Source organism: Nocardia grenadensis NBRC 108939, assembly GCF_001613445.1.
Taxonomy (GTDB): domain Bacteria; phylum Actinomycetota; class Actinomycetes; order Mycobacteriales; family Mycobacteriaceae; genus Nocardia; species Nocardia grenadensis.
In genome coordinates this window covers 319,253-341,627 of the sequence record NZ_BDCJ01000009.1, presented here as the reverse complement: position 1 = coordinate 341,627, position 22,375 = coordinate 319,253, and the positions used below count along the sequence as shown (strand labels likewise).

Sequence of the window (22,375 nt, the reverse complement as noted above, 5' to 3'; positions counted from 1 at the left end):
CACTACGCCCACATGCTCCACCAGCGAAAAGATCTCCAATTGAGCGATAACAGTTGATACGCACGGCGAGCCGATGGCTCGGCCGGGGAGCCTACAGGTCGCACCGCAGACGGTGTTCGTCACACAAACCCGACGGTCGCCGAAGCAGTACCGAAGGCGGGTGTATCGGAGTAGTGAGCAGTCAGCGAGATGGTGGCACGCATCGCGACCGGATCGATGGACCGGACCACCGCTCGAAATGTGACGTCTGCAGGCCGATGCGCCGCGAGTACGACCGGTCTGGCGAATTGGACGTAGTAGGCGACAACACGGTCCGCCCTACCCAGCCACTCGGTCAAACAGGCCGCACCGAGTCCCATGGTCAGCATTCCGTGCGCGGCGACGGCTTCCAGGCCCGCATGCCGAGCGGCGGCATCGTGCCAGTGGATGGGATTGATATCGCCGGAGACGCCCGCATAGTGGACGAGTTCACCGCGCGTGAGTCGCACTGTTCTCGGCGCGAACTCCTGCCCCTGGCGGAGGTCGAGCACGGCGGTGCGCCGGACACTTCCTCGCGTCCGGACGTCGATCGCTTCCGGGGCCGGCGGAGTCCGGATGGTCTCGGGTCCGGGAAGCTCCAGCATGGCGAGCGTTTCCGCGGTCGGTGAACTGCCGTGGTCGCGGCCGGCGAGGGTGGTGTGCACGGTTTGCACGAGAGCTCCGGTGTCATCGTGGATGGTGGTGGTGAGAGCGATGAGTTCACCGCCTGCCGGTGTGGACCGGCGGGAATCCACCGTGATGTCGTGCCTCAACCGGTCGCCTGCCGTGACCGGGCGGCTACTGTGAATCTCCTGCTCGACGTGGAGAAGGTGCGCGGGGTCGTAGCCGTCGAGCGCCGCGCGCATGAGCTTCCGATGCGCCGGGAAGGTGACCGCGGAGGCGAAGGTGATCGGCGCGAGCAGCCCGGGATGGCCGAGGGCGCGGGCCGCGGTGTCCTCCCAGTGGACCGGATGGAAATCCTGGACGGCGCGGGCGAAGTCGCGGATCTTCTCACGACCCACTTCGTAGTGATCTGTGGCGGCGTATCGGTGACCGACGGTGGGGTGAGAGCGCATGGCGAGCAATCCTCGGGTCAGTGTGGTGTCCGGGCGGCGAAGATCCGCTGGCCGTGCACGGCCAGCGGCTGCTCCGGCCCGGGCAGTATGAGCCAGGGCGCGAGATCGGCGGCGACGAGTTCGGCCCGCCATTGGGATTCGGTCAAGAAGATGCGGTCGGAGCCCGCGCGCACATCGTCGACACCGGGGCGTAGTCCCCCGGTGCGCGGTGACATCAGGAAGTGCATCGAGGTGAGCAGTTGGGGGTGTTCCCGGCAGGACTCGATCACCAGTAGATGTCCGCCGGGCCGGAGCAATTCGCGGAGTCGGTGCAGGGCAGCTCGGCAGTGGTGGGCATTGTGCAGCACATTGGCGGCCAGCACGATATCGAAGGATCGGGGCCGTGGGAGATCAGCATTGAGGTCCAGCAAGGCGAACCGCAGGTTTGGGTAATGTGCGAAACGGGTACGGGCGGCGTCCAGGAAGAACGGCGACACATCGGTGAAGTGGTATTCCACCGGGCGGCCGTCGAGTTGGGGGAGGAGATCCGCGGTGGTGCCGCCGACCCCGGCCCCGAGTTCGAGGATCCGCACCGGGTGACGATCGCCGGAGAGTTCGTCCACCGCTCGTACGATCACCCCGGCGGCCGCGGCGTTGAGGTACTGATTCACCGGATTGTCCCGGTACGCCGCCTCGGCCGTGCGGAGGTCGCCGTCGGGGAACAACAGTTCCTGTGCCAGCACCCGGTCTTGCAGCAGCTCGCGCGCATGCCGGTTGGCGTCGGCGAAGAACCGTGTGAGCTGTGCGGGGAAGCCGAGATCGGCGCAGGCCTGCTCGAGATCCGGTCGCTGAGGGGCGGATACCGCCCGCAGCGAGGCGAATCCCCGTTTCTCCTCGTGTTCCAGCCATCCGTGCGTGCTGAGCAGGGCGAGCCAGCGCCGCAACAACCAACGGTGCCGCGGCGCGACCTCCAGCATGGCGACCAGGTCTTCCTCGGTACGGGGCTCCGGCCCCGACAGCGCGGGACGCAGTACTGCTGCCATGGCCCGTAACCCGAACAGATCGAGGTCCGCGCGGGCGGCGAGGCACTGGCGGGCATCGAAATACGCGACCGACTCGTCGGCGCGCCGCGCGATGGCGAGCGTCTCGTCGCCGGTCACAGTGCCTCGTTCAGCGGCGGGATGTTGTGATTGCACCGGAACGTGTTTCCGGGATCGTAGCGAGTCTTCACCCGCTGCAACCGGGCATAGGACGCGGGGTGGTAGGCACGGCGCACACGCTCGGGTGTGGCGGTGTCGTCGAGGATTCCGATATAGGGTCCACCCGCGGAGCATCCTTGCAGTCCGTCCACCACCTCGGCGATCCAGGCGCGGGAAACGGTGAGGTCGGTCCCGGCGGGGCCACCGGAGAACATGACCGCATGGTAGGCGGCGTCGTGGTAGCCGAACGCGGTCGCATCCGGCGGCATCCGCTGCAGGGCTCCGCCGAGTCGATGGACCGAGACCAGCGAGTACGGAGTCGGCATCCGCGCCGCGAGATCGACGAGCGCGTCGACGGCATCATCGTCGAATGCGCGGAGCCACTCGGTGCCGGTCGCGGTGCCGTGTCCTTCGTGGAACGCTTGTTCGGTGTTGCTTTGCAGCTCCGGATAGGTCACCGGGCGGATGAGATCGAGTTCCGGCTCGCCCAATCGGCGCAACGCTGTCAGTTCCGATTGCGCTCGGTCGGGGGCGCCGAAGTGGGCGACGGTGACCGCGGCCATAGGCGGCCCCTTCGGGGCGGTGGGTGGCCAGTGCAGGAGAGTGGCACGCAGCGCCATTTCGTCGGACGCCTCGGCGCACAGCTCCCGGAATGTTCGGAAGACACCGGGTCCTCGGTCGAGCCGGAACAGTAGTGTGCCCGCGCGCACCTCTCGGATCGGGTAGAGCTCGAGCTCGAGCGCGACCACGACACCGAAATTGCCCCCGCCACCACGAAGCGCCCACAGCAGGTCCGGGTGGTGGTCGCCGCTCGTATGCACGAGGCGTCCGTCGGCCAGCACGACCTGCGCGGAGCGAACACTGTCGCACGTGAATCCGGCGATGCGCTGGAGCCAGCCGCTGCCCCCGCAGAGCGTGGAGCCGACCACGCCGACCGTGGACACGTCGGCTCCGGTCACCGCCAGCCCGTGCCGATGGCAGACACGGTCGAATTCGGCCCACGTCACACCCGCCCCGACGACTGCTCTCCGGGTGGACGGGTCGATGGTGACGGTTTTCAGGCCCGAAAGGTCCAGCAGCAGGGAGCCGTCGGCGGCGGGATGCTGCGCGACTTCGTGTCCGCCGCCACGTACCGAGACGGGTAAGCCGTGGTGCTGCGCAATGGTGACAGCGGCCCGGACGTCCGGTACCCGGGTGCATTGAACGACCGCTGCCGGTCGTTGGTCGATCGCCGAGTTCCATCGCTGCCTGGCTTGGTCGTAGCCCGGTTCACCCGATGTCAGGACGGCGCCTCGGCAGGCAGACCGAAGTTCGGTGAGATAGCTCGAAGGCGTCATGGTGGTCATGCGGCGGAGAACTCCTGGACGACAGCAAGGGGCGGGAGCGACTGCGCGGTGGTCAGTAATTCGAGGTAGTCGGTGAGCACTTCCGGCATCCTGCGTCGCAGATATCGGGTGAACGGGTCGTTGCAGACCGCGTGCGGCGGACGGTCGGGCCAGGCGGTCGGGTCCGGCTGGTGTTCGGGGCGGCCGACCGCGAGCACGCGCCCGTCGGCGGAGTCCAGGAGTAACGCGTAGCGGGCCGGGAGCACCGCCGCGACCCGGGCCGGTTCGACAGCTTCTGCGGATTCGTGGTCGAGCAGCGCGTTCGGAATACCGGTGACCAGGGTCGCTTCCCGTTGTACCGAATCGGCGAGCGCGCGGAGCCGCCCGGCGGTGTCGCGGGCGGGCAGATCACCCCACCGGATCTTCCGGGCCGGTGCCGGCGAGGGCGCGTCGACGGTCAACACCACGTCGTACCGATACCGGGTGAGTTCGGTATCGGCTCGCATGGGCTTGGCGTAATAGGTGGCGCGCACCGATCGCGGATGCCGGCGGGCGAGGCCGGCGAAGATCCGGGGATCACAGAGTAATTCCTCGTCGGCCTCCACGCGCGCCACCGCGCACCGGTCGATCTCCTCGGCGCTGCGACCGGGACCGCGGGCCTGCTCCAGCCATCGGGCGAAATCGTAGGCGGTGGCGAGGTTGCGGATATCGCCGATGACGACGGTGCCTCCAGGTGCCACCAGGTCGAGCGCGTCGTCGAGCACCGCGGTGAGATAGCGCTCGTCGGGGAAGCATTGGGTGACGCTGTTGAGGAGTACACAATCCGGTCGGCCGTGCGAAGCCAGCTGCTCTACCGCGGCTGTCACTCGGACGTCGGTGAGGTGGTGCGCGGCGGCCTGCACTACCGATACGTTCGGTAGCTGCCGCGCGCGTAACCGCTGCACGACCGGTCCGGCCGGGTCGAGTCCCACATAGCTTCGGGTGAACGTGTGCAGGCGGTGTGCCAGGAGTCCGCTGCCGCAGCCGATTTCGAGAACGAAACGCGGGTCCCCGCGACGCACGAGTCCGACCGCGTGCTCGATCCATTCGAGCATGTGTTCACGGGCGAACGGCGCACCGGTATCGGAGGCCCGCCAGCCCGAGAGATCGAGGTCGTCGCCGTGCCGGAGCTCGTCGGACGAGTACACGAATTCATAGACATGTCGCCAGTGCTCGAGATACTCGGTGACCAGGGCCCCGGGAGCCGGTCGCACGGACACTGCGTCCGCGGTCGGGCGGACCATCAGAGCGCCGTGTTGCCGGTCCCACTGCGCCGAACCCACCCAGGGGTGCCGAGTGAGCACGGAGATCAGCTGTTCGGTCACCAGCTTCGCGCCTCGGACAGCGCGGCCAGCTCGGACGCGGCGAACATCCGATAGACGCGTTCGGGGTCGTTGGCCGCGTGCGCGCGTCCGGCATGCACATCACGCCAGAAGCGCTGGACTGTACTGTCAGGTCGCAGCGCGCGACCACCGGAGTTCTCGAACAGCCGGTCGATCGCGGCCACGGCACGTTCGGTGCCGCGAACCTGATCGCGGCGAAGCCGGAGCCGCTCACGTGGTCCGATCGGTCGCTCCGCCGCCGCCAGCCGGTGTAGATCGTCGATATTGTGTGTCAGTTGCCGCCAGGCCGCGTCGATCTCGGTGGCGGCGAAAGCGATTCGTTCCAAGGTGGCGGGATCGTCCCGGAAGGCGTCACCGGTGTAACCGGTGTCCTTACGCGCATCACCGGGCAGCGCGGCGCGGACGCGGTCGTGCTGCTGTTCGAGATGGGCCCGGTAACCGCCCCGGGCCATGCCCACGACGGCTGCGGTGATAGCGCTGGTGTGCAGGCAGCCGAACGGGATCCGGTACAGCGGGCCGCCGTTGAACTGCTGTCCGGGTGTGCGGCACGCGGTGACTGCGTCGGAGCCGAGCATCCGGTGGGCGGGCACGAAGATATCGTCGACGACGATATCGTTGCTTCCGGTGCCACGCAGTCCGACGGCCTGCCACACATCGGTGATGGTGTAGTCGTCGGCGGGCACGAGGAAGGTACCCGAATCCACCGGTTCCCCGTCGACGATCACCCGCGCGCCCAGCAGTGCCCACCGGGCGTGGTCACATCCGGACGCGAAACCCCAGCTGCCGCGGAGCCGGTAGCCGCCCTCGACGGGAACAGCAGTGCCGGTCATGGCGTACGAGGAGCAGATCGCGGTATCGGGGCCGGCACTCCAGACGTCGTCCTGGGCCCGGAGGTCGAACAGCGCCAGATTCCACTGGGAGACACCGAGCACCGCGGCCACCCATCCGGTGGAACCGCAGGCCGAGGCCAGGTCGGTGACCGCGGTGTAGAAGTGGGCCGGGTGCGCTTGGTACCCGGCATGCCGTTCGGGCCGGAGCAGACCGAAGAATCCGGTGGCGGTCAGCTCGGTGAGGGATTCGGCCGGTATCCGCCGGGCCTCTTCGGTGTCGCGGGCGCGCTTGCTCAAGGTCGGCAGCAGGTCACCGACCGCGGCGAGTATCCCTGTGGTGGCGTCATCGGTCATTGCATTGTCCTCCGTGGCTCGATCGGTGTGGAGCGGCTGCGGCTCCGGGATATGGGGATCCGGGTGGATATCAGCGGGTGAACCGCAACAGACCGGTCGCCTCGTCGAGGTCGACCCGACGTAGTCCGGCTGTGCGCGCCTCGGCGGTCAGCCGATCGGCATCCGCCGGCCAGACGTGGTGTTCGGTGTGGACTTCCTGCATCAGGTCTTCACCTCGGTAGGTGCGGTAGGTCATCCGCCAGATCAGTGACTCCGCGTCCACCGGATCGGCTCGGCTCCAGCCCTCGTAACGCAGGTCACCGGCCCGGGCGGTGGTGTAGCGCCGTTCCGGTGAGGCCTCGACCCCGCCGGGGCGCTGCACCTCGACCACCGCGTCACCGCCGGCGGCGAGCGCGGCGGCGATCGCGGCCCATACCCGCGGACGGGTGGCGGTATCGAAATGCCCGATCACTCCGAGCGCCACCACCGCCGCGCACTGCTGCGGCAGCGGGGTCCCGAGGAACCCGCTGGGTAGCACTGTGATCCGTTCGCGCAGGTCTCGGCGGGCAGCCAGGCGCGACAGCAGCACGGCCCGCATCGCGGCCGCCGGTTCGACCGCCACGATCCGGGCGTCGGGCAGGGCCTCGGCGACGAGCACGGTGGACAGCCCGGTGCCCGCCCCGATATCGGTCACGGGGCCGGCGATCGTGTCCACTTCGGACAGCAACCGGCTCAGCACGGGCTCTACCGCGGCCACATAGGGGGTGGCCATGAGGTCGTAGAACTCCGCAGCCGCGGCATAATCGTCGGTCACGATTTCTCCGAATCGTTCAGTCCGGACAGCATTTCCGAGATCAAGTGCGCGACCGTCGCGACGGCCGGCGGCCGCAGCAGCGCGTAGTGGTGCGCCGCGACCGGCCTGTTGTCGATGGTGACGCCGGTGTATGCGGCCCACCCGAGGTCCGACAGGTCACCGCAGTCGTCGACACCCATCCCGACGCCGGAGTTGTGCGGGGCCGGAAGATCAGCCCGCACGAGCAACAGTTCGAGTCCGTCACCGTCCAGGTCCCCGGTGTGGTGACTGCCGAGTGCCCGCAGATGCCGGCGGAAGATGTCTTCCTTGAGCCGCTGGTCGGCCGGATTCGCGCGATCGACGAGCCCGGCGGCCGCGAGTCTTCTCCGGATTTCGGCGCGTTGTCGTTCGTCGGGGCTGCGATCGAACTCGGCATCGACAATATCGGTGCCGATCTCCAGATCGAGGAACGCGGCCAGCGACCCGAGGTAGCGCGTCCAGAACCGGGCGCCGTCGACGTGGTGGATCCGATCGGCGATGTTCGAGTCGATGAGGACGAGCGCCTCGACGGTCGCGCCCGCGGCACGCAAGCGCCGAGCGACTTCATGGGCGAGGATTCCGCCCATCGACCAGCCGCCGATGCGGTAGGGGCCGACCGGCTGCTCGGCCCGTATCACCGCTTCGTACACCTGCGCCATCTCCGCGATGGTTTCCGGTCCCGGCGCTCCGGCGAGCTCCGGGTCCTGGACTCCTATCACCGGTCCGCGGATATCGAGCGTCCGCACCAGGTCGAGATAGCAGAGGACATTGCCGCCCGTGGGGTGGATCAGGAACAACGGCCGACCGATGCCATCGCGCAACGGCACCAGACAGTCACGCGGAACCGGCGGCCGCGGCGCCTCGGGGCGTGCCACGGAGGCTACGGCGGCCAAGGTCGGATCGGCGAGGAACTCGCGGGGTGTCACCACCAGGCCCAGTTCGTCACGGAGCCGGTTGAGCATGCGGATGGCGTTGACGGAGTCTCCTCCGACGGTGAAGAAATCGGTGCCGCGGTCGATTTCGCCAGGGATATCGACAATCCGCTGCCAGAGTTCGGCGATGGCCCGTTCGGTGCCGGTCGCGGGCGCACCACCGACCGGCGCGACAGCAGGGGCGTCGCTGCGCCGAGCCGGTTGTGCCGGCCGGGGCACGTTCACTGTCGCCAGCCAGGTGTCCGGCCGTTCGACGAGCGCGGTCACGTTATCGCACACGTCCGCGAACAGTGTGTCCAGCACGCCCGAGGGGAACAGCTCCGCGACAGCATCCAGATTCACCGCCACCGAATCATCCCAATCCCATTGGAATACCTGCATATCCAGCGCCACCTGCGGAGTGCGTACGCGTTGATAGAACTGGCGGACCTCCACCGTGTCCGGAGTGCCACCCGGTGGGTGCAGCCCGAGGGTGCTGTGGAAGACGACCGGTGCCTGCGGGGTGGTGTCGCGTCGGCGCCGGGCGAGTTCCCGCAATACCTCCACGCCGGTGACTTGCCCGTGGTCGAGCATCGTGGCGGTGGCTTCCTGCACGTGCCGGGCAGCGTCTAGGAACGTCGGCCGCTCGGGCAGGGAAATATCGAGCAGCACGGTACCCGCGTAGGGACCGATGGCGTGATCGAGATCGCGGGGCAGGTGCAGCCGATTGAGGTACAGCACATTCAGCAGGAACCGGCGGTGCCCGGCGAGCCGGGCCAGGGCGAGGGTCCAGCAGGTGGCGAAGGCAGCTGTCGGTGTGATGTTGTACTCGGCGCAGTGTTTGCGCAGGACCGCCATCTGCGCACCGGTCACCCGGAATTCCCGGCGTTCCAGTGCCTCCGGACTCACCTGGTCGAACGGCACCGCCAAGGGCAGGGCCGGAGCCGGCGGCAGATCGTCGATCCGCTCCCACCACCAGTCACGCTGTGCCTGCCATTCGGGCTCGTCGCGCTGGCGCGCGACGGTCTCGACATAGTCGCCGAAGTGGGCGGTCAGTGGCGGCAGTACCGTGTTCGGGTCGTCGAGATAGGTGAACAGCTCGGTGAACATCAACTGCACCGACCACCCGTCGGCCACGAGCAGACTGCACACGATATGCAGGCTCAGCTCGTCACCGGGTAGCCGGACGGCGGTCACGGCGAACGGCCACGGGTCCATCCGCGGACCGCTACGCTGCAGTGCGGCGCGAATCCGGGCCAGTTGCCGATCGACCTCGCCGATGCTCGCATCACGCATATCGAGATGCGTGATGGGCAGCGCGGACAGTCGCGGATCATCGTCCGGCAGTATCTGCTGGGTACCGTCGGGAAGCAGGATCGCCCGGAGCATGGGCTGGCGCTCCACCTGTCGGCGCACCGCCGTGTCCAAGAGGGTGGGATCGATACCCGAGAGCCGGAAGTCGACATAGTTGTGTGCCGAGTCGTAGCTCAGGGCGTATCCGTCCTGCTGGCCCACCCAATACGCCTGCTGCAAGGGCGTCAGCGGGAAGGGCGCGGCCGGATCGTCTCGACGGACCAGTTCGACGGCGGCGGCCGAGACACCGGCGCGGCGTTCGTCGATCAGTACCGCGAGTTCGGCGAAGGACAGATCGCCCACGAGATCCGCCACAGGGACCGCGACACCGAGCCTGGTGCGGACCATGGTGGCCATCCGGACCGCCAGTACCGAGTCACCTCCCAGGCTCACGAAAGTGGAGTCGGGGCGCACCGCTGCGGGTGCCAGCCCGAGCACCTGATTCCAGATGTCACCGACGACCTCGGTGACCTCTTCGTCCTGGCCCGTTCGGGCCGCGCCGGCATCGGCGGCGGTCCACGCCTGCGGATCCGCGACGAGCCGGCGCAACCACTCCACGTAGGAAGCGAACGCGGTATCGGCCGCCACGGGATCGAGCACGGTTTCGAGTACATCCCACTGCAATTGCAGGCCGTCGGCGTGTACGAACGCCTGGTGGTCGAGCCATACCTGCGGAGTTTGGCTCACTCCGTGCACGATCCGGCCGGCCCACTCCAGATCGGGTGCGCCGCCGACCAGTTCGACCACGTCGAGGGCGCTGGTGAACACCACCGGCAGCAGCCGTCGCTGCCCGGTGCGGGTGGACAGTTCGGCCAGCACATCCAGTGCCGAGTACTCGCGGTGATCGATATCGTCGAACAGCTGCCGCTGGGTGCGCGCAACTCGTTCGGTGAACGACCCCGCACCGGCGCGGTCCACTTCGTGGGCCAGCAGGGTGGTGAAGTCGCCGACCGCGGAATCGATACCGGGCAGGGCCACCGGCCGGTCTATCAGAGTCAGCGCCAGGGTGAACCGGTCCTCCCCCGCCCAGGCGGCGAGCACATCCGCATAAGCGGTGAGCAGCACCGCGGACGGGGTCACACTGTGTTCGGCGGCCAGGCTGCGCAGCCGCTGCCATTCCGCGGGCGCGAGGCGGGCCTCCCGTCGGCCGAACCAGGGCTGGGTCTGGGTGCGCGTATGCGTCGGCAGGTTCGGCGGGCCGGGCAACTCGGCCATCCGTTCCTGCCAGTACGCGGCCGCCCGGTGGCGGTCGGCCGAATCGGCACGAGCCTCGGTATGTGCCACGTAGTCGGTGAACCGGGTCGGCAGCGGCGGCAGCTCCGAGGCCGGGTCGGTGTAGTACATCCGTAGGTCGCGATCGAGGACGAGGAAGCTGCCCGCATCGCAGATCAGCGCATCGATGCCGATGAACAACCGGGTGGTGGTGGAGTCCGATACCGCGGCCCGCACATCGAACAGGGGCCAGCGGTCGGGCCGGTGCACCCGGTGCGACAGCCGACGCCGCAATTCGGCGAGCGTGTCCTCCCGCGCCTCTGGACCCGAGGTGGTGAGGTCGTGACGGCGGATCCGGAAATCGGGGACTTCGGGCAGAATTCGATTTCTGCCGTCCTCGGTGACCACGGCTCGCAACATCTCGTGTCGCCGGATGATCTGGTTCCACGCCTGTTCGTAACGGCCCAGGTCGAGATCCGTGCAGTCGTATTCGAGATAGATATGGCATGAGACGTCACTCAGGCCGAATGCGCCCGACCGCCCCACCCAGTACGCGTGCTGCACCCGGGTGAGTGGAAATGTCGGGTCCTCGGCAGACGAGACAGCCGGGACCTCCGGCTCCGGAGTATCGACGCTTGTCACCGCGGGCGACGGTGATCCGGTTCCGGCTGCCGTGGCTGGTCGGCGGTCCCGTAGAAGTGTGGCGAATTCCGCCACGGTCGAGTGCGAGAGCAGTTCCCGCATACGGATATCGGTATGTTCGCGCTCGTTGAGAATGTCGAGCATACGGGTGGCGAGCATGGACGTGCCGCCGAGAGCGAAGAAATCGGCCTCCGGGGTGGCTACGGTCTCACCGAGCGTCTCCGCCCACAGCGCGGCGACGGCATCCTCCTCCGGCCGTGCGAAATGCGGGTGGGCGACGAGCTCTGTCACATCGCCGTGATCCGCGGTCGTCATGGCGCCGTTCGGCACCGGCGACGTGGGGTCGGTCGGACATAGGGTGTGCGCGTGCCCGGCGGTGTCCGACGCTCGGGCGCCGACCGTCGCGAGGTCGGGCCGGATGTCTTCTTCGGAGACGATCACCATCTTTGCCGGTGGCGTGGCAGTGGTGTCGGCGAGGTCGCCGCTTCCGGCAGGTGCCGCCACTTCGGCGGCGGTGGGCGGGTCGATCCAGATACGGCGCCGCTGGAACGGATAGGCCGGCAGGCGAACACGCCGACGCCGGCGGTGCAGCGCCGCCACATCGATATCCGCTCCGTCACACCACAGCTGTCCGATCGCCGACAACATGACCGCGCGGTCGGTGCCCGCTTCCTCCTCGGCATCCGGCAGCGTGGTGAGCGCCCTGACCAGCCGGGAAGGTTCGTTGCGGCGCGTGAGCGCGGCGAGTGCGCTGCCAGGTCCCACCTGGACAACACTGGTAGGACCCGAGGTCGTGGCGGCCCGCAGGGCGGAGGCGAACAGGACCGGCTCCCGCAGGTGCCGGGTGAAGTATTCGCTGTCGACCGTATGGACCCGACGACCGGTAACCGTGCTGAAGAACGGCAGCGTGGCCGGTGCGAAGGCTACGGATGCGGCGGCCGCTCGCAGCGGTTCGACCGCGGCGGCCACTGCCGGTGAGTGCAGCGCCGCGTCGACGCGCAACCGGCTGCACTGGATCGCGGCGCGCCCCAGCGCCGCGGCGAACGCGTCGATCATCGCGACGGGACCGGAGACCACACACGCGGTCGGCCCGTTCACCGCGGCCGGCGCGAGTTCCGGGTAGCGGGTCAGCGCGGTACGCAGATCCTCCTCGGCGAGCGCGACAGCCAGCATCGCACCGGGTGCCGCCGCGGCCAACGCCAGGGACCGCACCGCGACCAGGTGAGCGGCGTCAGCCGGATCGAGGACACCGGCGACCACCGCGGCGGCGTATTCGCCCAGGCTGTGGCCGATCACAGCGTCCGGTTCGATCCCGTAACCGCGCACGGTCGCCGCGGTCGCCAGAGATACCGCGAACAAGGCGGGCTGACCGTAGCGGATGTCGTCGACATCGTGCCGCCCGGCACGGCCGGTGACGATCTCGCGGATGTCGTAGTCCAGCACCGGCCGCATGGCTTCGGCGCACCGATCGATCCATTCGGCGAAGACCGGTTCGTCGCGGTAGAGACCGGCGCCCATTCCCGGGTACTGCGCGCCCGCGCCGGGGAAAGCGAAGACGATATCGGGCCGGCCGTCCGGTATCAGGCCGACGGCAACCGGGTGGAGGCCCGCCGGTGCGTCGGTCAGGACAGCGGCCCCCCGCCAACCGGAATCCGGATGTCGGCCGCTCGAGGCCGTGTAGGCGTAATCGGCTCGCTCCGCCGCCGTGACGGTGCCGGCGTGGTCGAGCTGGGCGCGACAAGCTCCTTCTCCGGCGGCCGAGGCGAGCAGCAGCTGTGCGCGCGGGTCTTCCTGGCCTTGTCCGTCCTGGTCGGGCGCGTGCTCGAGCACGATATGACAGTTGACGCCACCGATGCCGAACGAACTGACTCCGGCGATACGGGTGCCGTGACGTTCCGGCCAGTCCCGGGTCTGGTGGATAGGTTCGAGAAGCCCGCGGAGGCGTTCCAGCTCCGGATGAGCCGGATGCGCGTGCAATGTCGCGGGGAGTTGTCGATGCCACAGCGCGAGCGCCGTTTTGATCAGCGATGCGATACCGGCCGCACTGTTCGTGTGGCCGATATTGCTCTTCACCGACCCCAGGGCGATCGGCTCCGCCGCTGTCCGCTCACCGAATACCGCGGCCAGCGCGGATAATTCGATCTGATCGCCCAACGCGCTCGCCGTACCGTGTGCCTCGATGAGATCGACGGCATCGATTCCGATATCGGCGACCGCCAGCGCCTCGGCCACAGCTCGCGCCTGACCCGCGGCCGAGGGAGCGGTGAAACCCGCCTTGCCGCCGCCGTCGTGGTTCACCGCGCTGCCCCGGATCACCGCATAGACGGGGTCACCGTCGGCGAGCGCATCCGCGAGGCGTCGCAGCACCACCATGCCGACACCCTGGCTGTGCACCATCCCGGTGCCGTCCACCCCGAATGCCCGGGTGTGCCCATCCGCGGAGAAGATCGCCTCGGGCACGTGCAGGTAACCCCGCCCCTGCGGAACGATCAGCGACGCACCCCCGGCCAACGCGGTATCGCATTCTTCCCCCAGCAGCGCCTGCGCCGCCACGTGCACCGCCACCAATGAGGTCGCGCAGGTGGCCTGCACGGCTACCGCCGGGCCGGTCAGACCGAGACGGTAGGCGATCTGCTGCGGAAAGTAATCGGTGAGGGTGCCCGTCTCTGCTTGCAGGCGGCCCAGCGGGTCCCGTTCGGCGCCCGTCCGATACGCGACGAGGTTGTGGTCGAGATAGTCGCTGCGCGAGGCCCCGGTAAAGACGCCGACAGCGCCCCCGCCAGCACCACCGCGGTGCCCCGCGTCGCCCAGCGCGTCCCATGCGCATTCCAGCAGCAACCGCAATTGCGGATCCATCAGCGCGGCATCGTGGCCGACGATACCGAAATGCTCCGGGTCGAAGCGGTCCTGGCCGTCGATGACCGCCCCGACCGGGACATAGTGTCGGTGCCCGCGCACATCCTCGGGCACTCCCCGGGCCGCGAGCTCGGCATCGTCGAACCTGGTCAAGCCCTCTCGTCCCGAAGCGATCAGGTCCCAGAAGGCGGCGAGGTCCGGTGCCCCCGGGAATCGGCAGGCCATCCCGACCACGGCGATGGCATTGTCGTCGTTCACGATTCGATCTCCAGTTCCGAGTCCACGATCAACCGGCCTCGTGTCATGGCCAGTACGGGGCAGGACGCTTCGACGAGCCGATGCAGCTCGTGATAACGGGCAGGGTCGGGTCCGGCCAGCCGGGCGCGGACCCGGATACGTTCGGGTTGTGCGGGGTCGGTGAGCCCGAAAACGCCGCCGAGATCCACCTCGGCGTCGACATCCACCGCGAGCGCGGTGATCTCGATGCCCAGGCGCGCGGCATGGAACCGGTAGGTCACGGCCTGGCAGGCACCGAGCGCGGCCAACGCCAACCCGATCGGGTCGGGTCCGGCATCGGTGCCCCCGGCCGGGACGGGTTCGTCGACCACGAACATGTGCCGGCCGACGCGTACCCGCATTTCGGTGGGGGTGCCCGGCCGGTGTTCGGTCCGGGCGCTGAACCGTTGTCTGCGGTCGGCCGCGCGTGCTGTGGCGGCGCGCAGCCGGTGCACGGTATCAGTGAACGACATCGGCGAACCTCGCATTCGATCGGTGTGCGCGCCGACGGCGACCGCGGGCCGCGGCGCCGGTGAGATCGATGGTCACGGTCTCGCGCGCCGGGATACCCGGCGTGGTGTGTTCGACGATCCAGTCCACCAATCGCCGGATCGTGCCGAGTTGGAAAATGTCCGGCACCGTCAGCATCGGGGTGAGTGTCCGCAGCTTGCGGTGAGCACGGACCAAGGTGAGAGACGTGGCGCCGAGATCGTGGAACGGGGTGGTCGTCGCCGGCTCGGGCCCGAGCAGCTCGGTGAAGACCTGGGTGACCATCGCTTCGGTCCGGGCGCGGTCGGCCGAGACCGGCTTCGCCGGAGGGCGCAGAACGAGCTCGGCGGTGTCTCCCACCTGCGCCTCGGCGTTCACCCCGTGCGCTGTGGCTGCCGTATGCAGCCGGCGTACCCAGTCGCCGGCGTCGGCGGCGGTAGCGCCGTCGGCAGCCTCCAGCCGCAGTGTGACCGTCACCCCCAGGGCTTCCGCTTCGCGCGCCGCAGACAACAGCCAGTGGTCGCCGGGTGGGCTGGTCGAGTCGGCGGCGATGCCGGGAGTGTCCGGGAAACCTCTGGCATCGACGTCCCGGGTGACCGCAGTGTCGAGAGGAACTCGCGAGGGCACCGCTCCCTGTACTCCGAGTGCGATGCGCGGGGCCACCGGCCCACTGCCGGGGGTCGTCTCCGGTGTATCCGGACGGGACCGGTCCGGTGATTGAGGCTCTTGTGCTGCGGCGGACCGCCGGAAGGGATTCGGTAGCCGGGAGTGATCGACTTTTCCGTTCGAGGTCAATGGCAGTGCCTCGACCGTCACCCAGCGGGACGGCACCATATAACGCGGTAGCAGGCGTGCGGCGTGCTCGGCGAGTTCCGTTGTATCGAAGGGAGTTTCACCGGCGACCAGGTAAGCGACCAATTGCGGTCGATCGTCTGCCCCCGGCACCGCGGCGGCCACCGATCGGCGCACTGCCGGATGCCGGGCGAGCGCGGCCTCTATTTCGCCGAGTTCGATGCGGTGGCCGCGCACCTTCACCTGCCGGTCGACGCGGCCGAGGAACTCGATGGTCCCGTCCGGCCGCCATTTGCCGAGGTCCCCGGTGCGATATAGCCGCCGGTCCAGCCGCGGGTGGTGAATGAACCGCTGGGCGGTCTGCTGGTCGTCACCGACGTACCCGCGGGCCAGCCCCGCACCGCCGATGTGCAATTCGCCGGGTACACCTATGGGGCAGGGGTTCCCTTGTTCGTCGAGGATCAGGAAGAACTGCTCACGCAACGCTTTCCCGTACGGCACACTCGTCCATTCCGACCGCACCTCCCGCACCGGGTAACAGATGGACCAGATGGCGGCCTCGGTCGCGCCGCCGAGGCTGATCACTCGCACGTGCTCGCCGATCACCGCTCGGAGCCGCTCGGGCAACGACAGCGGTATCCAGTCACCGGACAGCAGGAGGACGCGCAGCGAGCGCAGCCGCGCCGCCGCCGCGGGATCGGCCTCGGCGTACTCGACGAGCATCTCGGCGAGCGCCGGCGCGGTATTCCACACCGTCACGCGATGGACGCCCACCAGCTCGCACCAGTGGCCGGGGTCGCGCAGCCGGTCGGCGTCCGGAAGCACCAGCGCCCCGCCTGCCCCGAGCACACCGAACAGGTCGTATACCGATAGATCGAAGCTGAGCGCCGACAGTGCCAGGACCCGGTCGTCCGGGCCGATACCGAAGCGGTCGTTGATATCGTCGATCGTGGTCCGGGCCGCACGATGCTCGATCGCGACACCTTTCGGCTCCCCTGTGGATCCGGAGGTGAAGATGACATAGGCCAGCTCACTGTCCGCGACAGCTATTGGTTCGGCGAGGGTGACCGCCGCGGGCAGGTCGTCGATCGGATGGACCCTGACGTCTTCGGGCAGCTCGGCAACGCCGGAGACCAGGGCGTGCGCAATTCCGGCCCGGCGACAGACCGAGGCGATCCGCGTGGCGGGCCAGTCCGGCTCGACCGGCACGAACACTGCTCCCGCCCACAATGTCCCGTACACAGCAGCGATCTGTTCTGCGGACTTCGCCGCGACGACGGCCACTCGATCGTGCGGACGGATACCGGCGGCGAGGAGCCTGCCCGCTACCGCGCGCGCCCGGGCGGCCAGCTCACCGTGGGTGAGCGGTCCCGCGGTGGTCACCACCGCGGTGGCATCCGGCCGCGTGTCGGTCCAATGGTGCTGCGGCTGTGCGAGCAGCCCTGTCCCGAGACCGTCCGGCAGCGGCCGCACCCCTTCGAAATGGGGGTTCCAGCCGAGGTCGACCGCGTCCCAAACGTCCTCGTCCTCGGCCAGTCGACGCAGCAGGCGTTCGTGGGCGGAGAGCATGTGCGTCACGAAATCCGGTGGGAATGCCTCGATGACGGCATCCCAGGCCAGTCGCAGACCACCCGCCTCGTCCCAGACGATGTGGTCGAGGATGACCTGCGGTGTCTGCGATACTCCGAACGTCTCGTCCCCCAACCAGCCCGCGGCCGGGCCGTCGGGTCTACCGAGCCCGACACCGCTGGTGAAGACAACAGGGTAGCGCGGGGTGAGATCGGCGGCCTGCTCGCGCTGCACCTCGACGCCGCTGTACGAGCGATGCTCCAGGTCCGCCCAGAAACGCGTATTGACCCGCCGGGCGAACTCGGCGAAGCCCTGCCACTCTCCCGGGTTCACCTCGGGGATCTCGACCAGGGCGGTGGTGCTGAAATCTCCGACGACTCCTTCGGCCTCCGCACTGTCGGGGCGATCGAAGAGCGTGGTGTTCAGGCAGAACGCTTCGCCGGCTCCCCACCGCGCCAACGTGACCCCGAAGGCCGCGAGTAATACCGCCGTGGGGCTGAGACCGCGCTTCTTCGCCGCCGTGCCGAGCGCTGACCAGTGCTTCGGCGCCAATCGCGCCTCGTGCCGGCGGAAGCGAGGTTGGTGGATGGCCGCCGGGGCCACGGCATAGGGCAGCTGTGGCCCCGGCGGCAACGCAGGCAGACGTTCCTGCCAGTACCGGCGATCACGGCGGCGACGCGATTCGTCGATGGTGCGACGATCACGCAGAATTCGCAGGAACGACGTCGCAGGGCGTGGGAGGATGGTGTCGGGGTCGGCCACCAGCTCACCCCACTCCCACATGAGCTGGTTCCAACTCGCCATATCGAGCACGATGATGTCGAAACCGATGAACAGTCGCAGCGCACCGGACGGCAGGATCGTCGCGTGGATGTCGTAGAGGGGCCAGATCGCGCAATCGCGGACCTGATGGGACTTCTCATCCCGTAACCGGGCCAGCGCCGCGGCGGCATCGTCGGCGGAGCCGCGCAGATCGTCGACCCCGAACCGGTAACGCTGTCCCGGTGGCAGTACCCGCTGACGGCCGTCGTCGGTGACGACGGCGCGCAACATATCGTGTCGTACCACCACGTGGTTCCATGCCGTTTCCAGCGCGGCGATCTCGGCGTGCGGGTCCGCGGTGACGAAACGGGCGGGATCACGGTCGAATTCGAAGTAATAGAAGGTGGCCACTCCGCCGAGCGGCATACCCGCTTCCCGGCCCACCCAGTACGAGGCCTGGATGGCGGTCAGCTCCTCCTCCGTCACCGACTCGGTGGCCGGAGGTGACACCGCGAGACCGATCTCGGGCTGCACGGTCCCAGCGCCACCGCGGCGCTTGTCGACCTCCACGGCCAGCGACCCGACGGTGGCTCCCACGAACGACTCCAGCGGAACCCGGATTCCCGTCCGCTCGGCCAGACGCAAGTGCAGACGCGCCGCGAGGAAAGAGTCCAACCCGTATTCCTGCAACGGAAGGTGGCCCGTGATGCCGTCCGCATCCATCCCCAGAACTGTTGCGGCGCAGCGCCGCACTTCATCTTCTGTTGTCGGCATCTCCAGCCCTTGCTCGGCGAACTCAACACGCCTACGCTAAACGACAATGACAACGATTTTCAACAATGGGAATGCACTCGACTGCTACCGAACCCTGGGCAGATCGGGGTTGCGTGTCTCGCCGCTGGCACTCGGCACGATGGCCTTCGGCACCGACTGGGGCTGGGGAGCCGACAAGCTCGAGGCACGGCGCATTTTCGACGCCTACCTCACCCAGGGCGGCAATTTCCTGGACACGGCAGGCAACTACACCAACGGCACCGCCGAGGAATGGCTGGGCGAATTCGCCGCCGCCGATCGCGAGGCGCTCGTCCTGGCCACCAAGTACAGCCTGCTGCGGCGCCCGGTCGACCCGAACTCCGGCGGCAATCACCGCAAGAACATGATCGCCTCGGTCGAGGCCTCGCTACGCCGGCTCCGTACCGATTACCTCGACCTGCTCTACCTGCACATGTGGGACGACCTCACCCCACCGGAGGAGATCCTGCGGGCCATGGACGATCTGGTGCGGGCGGGCAAGGTGCTGTACATGGGCATCTCGAACACGCCCGCTTGGCAGATCGCACGGATGCAGACGATCGCCGATCTGCGCGGGTGGACACCGCTCATCGCCGTGCAACTGGAATACAACCTGACCGAACGCACCACCGAACACGACATGCTCCCGATGGCGCGCGAGCTGGGTCTCGGCGTGGTCGCCTGGTCGCCACTGGCCGGAGGTGTGCTCACCGGCAAGTACACCGAGGCCGATCTACCCGCGAGTTCCCCTCGACCGACACTGGGACATACCCGCCGAGATCTGATCGACGCCAACGGTGGCCTCACCGAACGGACACTGTCCATAGCGGCGACCGTGGTCCAGGTCGCCCGGCAACTCGGCCGGTCACCGGCGCAGGTGGCGCTCGCCTGGCTGTCGCATCGGCCCGGGGTCACAGCGCCTGTCCTCGGCGCCCGGACGCGCGCGCACCTCGACGACAGCGTCGGCGCACTGAACCTGGCCTTCGAAGACCATCATCTCGCCCGCCTCGAAGGTGCGTCCGCCACCGCGCCGGGATATCCGCACAACGTACTCGCCCGTCCGATGGCACGCCGGAGCATCTTCGGCGATATGCCGGTTCGACCAGGCCCCCTCGGCTGAACCGTCCCACCCCGATCACGACAGGAAATCACGTTGGCATTATTCGATCTGTTCACCGACCGCCTGCTGCGCAGACCCCGGGGCCCGCTGGCCCGGCTGATGTGGCGCGATATGAAGCCCCACCACGCGATCTTCCGTGTAACGCTCGCGGAGTTACGTCTCGCCGCCGACGACCACCTCCTCGAGATCGGTTGCGGCGGGGGCACCTTTGCCGCACGCGCACTCGCAAGCGGCTGCCGGATGACCGCGGTGGACCACAGCGCCGATATGGTCGCGCTCACCGAGTCGCGCAACGAGGCCGCCGTCCGAGCGGGTCGGCTCGAAGTCCTCGCGGGCGCAGCCGAGGCGCTACCATTGCCGGACCAGCACTTCAGCTGTGTGACGGCGATGAATATCCTCTTCTTCGTCGATACCCCGAAGACGCTGTCCGAACTGCACCGCGTTCTCCGGCCGAACGGCCGCGTCGTCCTGCACACGGTCGCACCCGATCCTCCGCGATCACTCATGCCGCCACCTGTCGCCCGGCGCGCGCATTTCCACTCCGACTCGGGTCCGGGCGCGGTTCTCGGTCGTCGCGGTCCGGTCGTCGCCTGTGCAACGTCGAGACCTTTCACGGAAGGAAGACCGGGTTCTCACCGGCGTCGACGACAAGTCGGTCGATGCGCAATGATCGGCGATTGCGGATCAGATAGTTCGTGCTGTCGCCCATATCGACGATCTTTCTCTTCGGCAAGTGCGCCACATCAATCGCTATGTAGTGGGAAAGCCTTACTCCGAGGCCGAGGATGTCCGCCAGATCTACATCGCTTCGAGTACCCGGCTCGATCGTTGTCAGGAATTGCCCTGGTGGATCATCGAGTCCCCGCCGCGATGGGCGAAGCTTGCCGCTCCTCAGGATTTCTTTCAAACCTTCGTCGGATGTATAGTGATACATGATCCGCTCTGGGCGATTACCGAATTTCGGATGAGCGGACCTGTTCGCAGAGCCGCCGTGCGATGAGCCCTCCCGCTCGGACGTCCCGTCCCTCCGAAAGAGCGCACTTGCTTCTTGACTACTTGCGGTCACCACATGAGCCGACTCGAACCCGAAGTGCGCGCATCGGCGCATATTTCGCGCGATAGCGCTGCCCGCAAGGCCGAAAGTCCTGGTGGCATCCCCCGCGATTGTCGCCATCATCCTCTTCAGCACTTGCTGCATCGTGGGACCATACCTCTCGTATAACTCTTCGGTACCGGCCGACGTTGTTCGAACAGGAAACTTTTCAGGTATCGGTCGAGGCGTTCGAGCCGCTGGTCCGATACTTTCGCCGGACGATTCGGCGCCGGTTGGGATTCCATTGCCCATCCGAGGCGCGAACACGCTCCCTGCAACGCACCGATACTCGTGCAGAAAGCTCGGCCCGGCCACGAGAACGGCCATCGCCGAAGCTGCGAAGAGGCTTGTATCTTCGAGGGGGTCGCTCCGCCGAACGATGAAGTCGGCTCGCGTTGTCCACGACCGCATGCAGATGGTCTCCGGCGAGATCGGATCCGGCCGAGCCATCGACGAGAACAGCGATGAGGTCGCACCCATGGCGGTAACCGGAAGGGTCCGCGATGACATCAGGATTCGAGAGACGATGAGTCCCGTGAACTCCTCTGCGATATCCATCGACCGCCGCCGTGCTGGTCGGTCCGTCCGCATGCTGTCCGACATTGTTGTCGGGTCGGTGAATCAACCCTGTCCTGCCTTCAGTTGTCGGTTTACCCGGCTCATGCGGAGATGACGTCCAGCAAACCTCTGTGTGGTGGTTTCGCGGCCGCCATGAGTTGTGCGGCGCCGCAGATCAAGCATGATGTGTCCGGCGGTCGGCTCGCATCCGTAGCCGAATAGGTACTACTGACACCGGACCCTTAGCAATCCAGCCAAATTTGGTTATGTGATCGGCGTCTGCGCTGGTAGTGAGCTTTCCGGGCTCGGTCTTGGTGCCAACGGCACACAGTGGGGCCGGGCGGGCTGGATCGAATGCCTCCCGGCCTGCCTATTCGACGCCGACCTGACCGCCGCAACCACCCGGGCAGGTGGGTGATCTTCGATCGCCACGCCGGGGACCCCGAGCGCCCAGTCGCCTGGCACTGCTTGCGGCTCAAAGGAACCGGGATCCTGGAGGCTGGGGCGGTGCGGTGTTCGATCAATGACGCAATGGTGGTCCGATCAGCCGCGCTACAGGCGAGGGTTGCCGGCGCCTTCCACCACCGCGCGGCGACGACTGTATACGTAGTCCCCGCCTCGGCTTCTCCGAAGCCGGGGACCGGAGGCTTCCGGCGCGGGGGCCGGTGCTCCGAAAGCATCGGCCGCTACGTAGCCGGAGGGCGAGAGGCGGACGGCCCGCGGGTCCGAATGCTAGTGTGACCAAGCGCTGGTTGCCGCTCGTCCCTGGACGCGTGGCTCGCAAGAGGGAATCCGGTGGGAATCCGGAGCTGCCCCGCAGCGGTATGTGGAAACGACCGCGGTCATCAGCACTGGGCGCCCCGCCCGGGAAGCGACCGCCAGTAGGCGACGCCGGTCGGCGTCATGTCCGCGAGTCCGAAGACCTGCCCGCGTGGTCGTGCCGGCGGCGCGGCCTGCTGTCGACTCCGAGGGAGCG

The 22,375-nt window shown here is 68.0% G+C and carries 11 protein-coding genes, 1 pseudogene and 1 riboswitch; of the genes and pseudogenes, 2 read left to right on the top strand and 10 right to left on the bottom strand.

The window, feature by feature from the left end; all coding sequences use genetic code 11:
- Positions 1–119: 119 nt before the first annotated feature.
- From NGR01S_RS11455 to NGR01S_RS11415, 9 genes are all read right to left on the bottom strand, one after another.
- Positions 120–1,094 carry a fused (3R)-hydroxyacyl-ACP dehydratase subunits HadA/HadB gene (locus NGR01S_RS11455; protein WP_169811896.1) on the bottom strand — a complete coding sequence of 325 codons (975 nt, stop codon included), beginning with the start codon at positions 1,092–1,094 and terminating at the stop codon, positions 120–122.
- Between the two features lie 17 nt (positions 1,095–1,111).
- Positions 1,112–2,233: a class I SAM-dependent methyltransferase gene (locus NGR01S_RS11450; protein ID WP_063036153.1), complete on the bottom strand. Its 1,122-nt coding sequence runs from the start codon at positions 2,231–2,233 to the stop codon at positions 1,112–1,114.
- Positions 2,230–3,618, bottom strand: coding sequence for an FAD-binding oxidoreductase (locus tag NGR01S_RS11445; protein ID WP_063036152.1), 1,389 nt, complete (start codon positions 3,616–3,618; stop codon positions 2,230–2,232). The genes NGR01S_RS11450 and NGR01S_RS11445 overlap by 4 nt, the downstream gene beginning before the upstream one ends.
- Complete coding sequence (locus tag NGR01S_RS11440) at positions 3,615–4,961, bottom strand: class I SAM-dependent methyltransferase (protein WP_063036151.1); 1,347 nt, start codon at positions 4,959–4,961, stop codon at positions 3,615–3,617. Before NGR01S_RS11440 ends, NGR01S_RS11445 begins: the two co-directional genes overlap by 4 nt.
- Positions 4,958–6,163: a 3-hydroxy-9,10-secoandrosta-1,3,5(10)-triene-9,17-dione monooxygenase oxygenase subunit gene (gene hsaA / locus NGR01S_RS11435; RefSeq protein WP_063036150.1), complete on the bottom strand. Its 1,206-nt coding sequence runs from the start codon at positions 6,161–6,163 to the stop codon at positions 4,958–4,960. Before hsaA ends, NGR01S_RS11440 begins: the two co-directional genes overlap by 4 nt.
- Positions 6,164–6,233: 70 nt before the next feature.
- Positions 6,234–6,956 (bottom strand): class I SAM-dependent methyltransferase, encoded by a 723-nt coding sequence (locus NGR01S_RS11430; protein ID WP_063036149.1) that lies wholly within the window; start codon positions 6,954–6,956, stop codon positions 6,234–6,236.
- Entirely contained in the window at positions 6,953–14,206 is a 7,254-nt protein-coding gene (locus NGR01S_RS11425; RefSeq protein ID WP_063036148.1) for a type I polyketide synthase, read from the bottom strand. Before NGR01S_RS11425 ends, NGR01S_RS11430 begins: the two co-directional genes overlap by 4 nt.
- Positions 14,203–14,697, bottom strand: a complete 495-nt coding sequence (locus NGR01S_RS11420) for an OsmC family protein (RefSeq protein WP_063036147.1) — start codon at positions 14,695–14,697, stop codon at positions 14,203–14,205. Before NGR01S_RS11420 ends, NGR01S_RS11425 begins: the two co-directional genes overlap by 4 nt.
- Positions 14,684–18,610, bottom strand: a complete 3,927-nt coding sequence (locus NGR01S_RS11415; RefSeq protein ID WP_084480668.1) for a non-ribosomal peptide synthetase — start codon at positions 18,608–18,610, stop codon at positions 14,684–14,686. The genes NGR01S_RS11420 and NGR01S_RS11415 overlap by 14 nt, the downstream gene beginning before the upstream one ends.
- Positions 18,611–18,656: 46 nt before the next feature.
- Between NGR01S_RS11415 and NGR01S_RS11410 the strand changes: the two genes are divergently transcribed.
- On the top strand, positions 18,657–19,748 hold the full coding sequence (locus NGR01S_RS11410; protein ID WP_063036145.1) for an aldo/keto reductase: 1,092 nt from the start codon (positions 18,657–18,659) through the stop codon (positions 19,746–19,748).
- A 99-nt stretch (positions 19,749–19,847) separates the two neighbouring features.
- Positions 19,848–20,228, top strand: a pseudogene (locus NGR01S_RS33175) (class I SAM-dependent methyltransferase); the annotation flags it as partial.
- A 130-nt stretch (positions 20,229–20,358) separates the two neighbouring features.
- Here the strand turns inward: NGR01S_RS33175 and NGR01S_RS31500 are convergent.
- Positions 20,359–20,946, bottom strand: a complete 588-nt coding sequence (locus NGR01S_RS31500) for an HYD1 signature containing ADP-ribosyltransferase family protein (protein ID WP_169811895.1) — start codon at positions 20,944–20,946, stop codon at positions 20,359–20,361.
- A 1,185-nt stretch (positions 20,947–22,131) separates the two neighbouring features.
- Positions 22,132–22,342: riboswitch (cobalamin riboswitch) on the top strand.
- Positions 22,343–22,375: the final 33 nt, after the last annotated feature.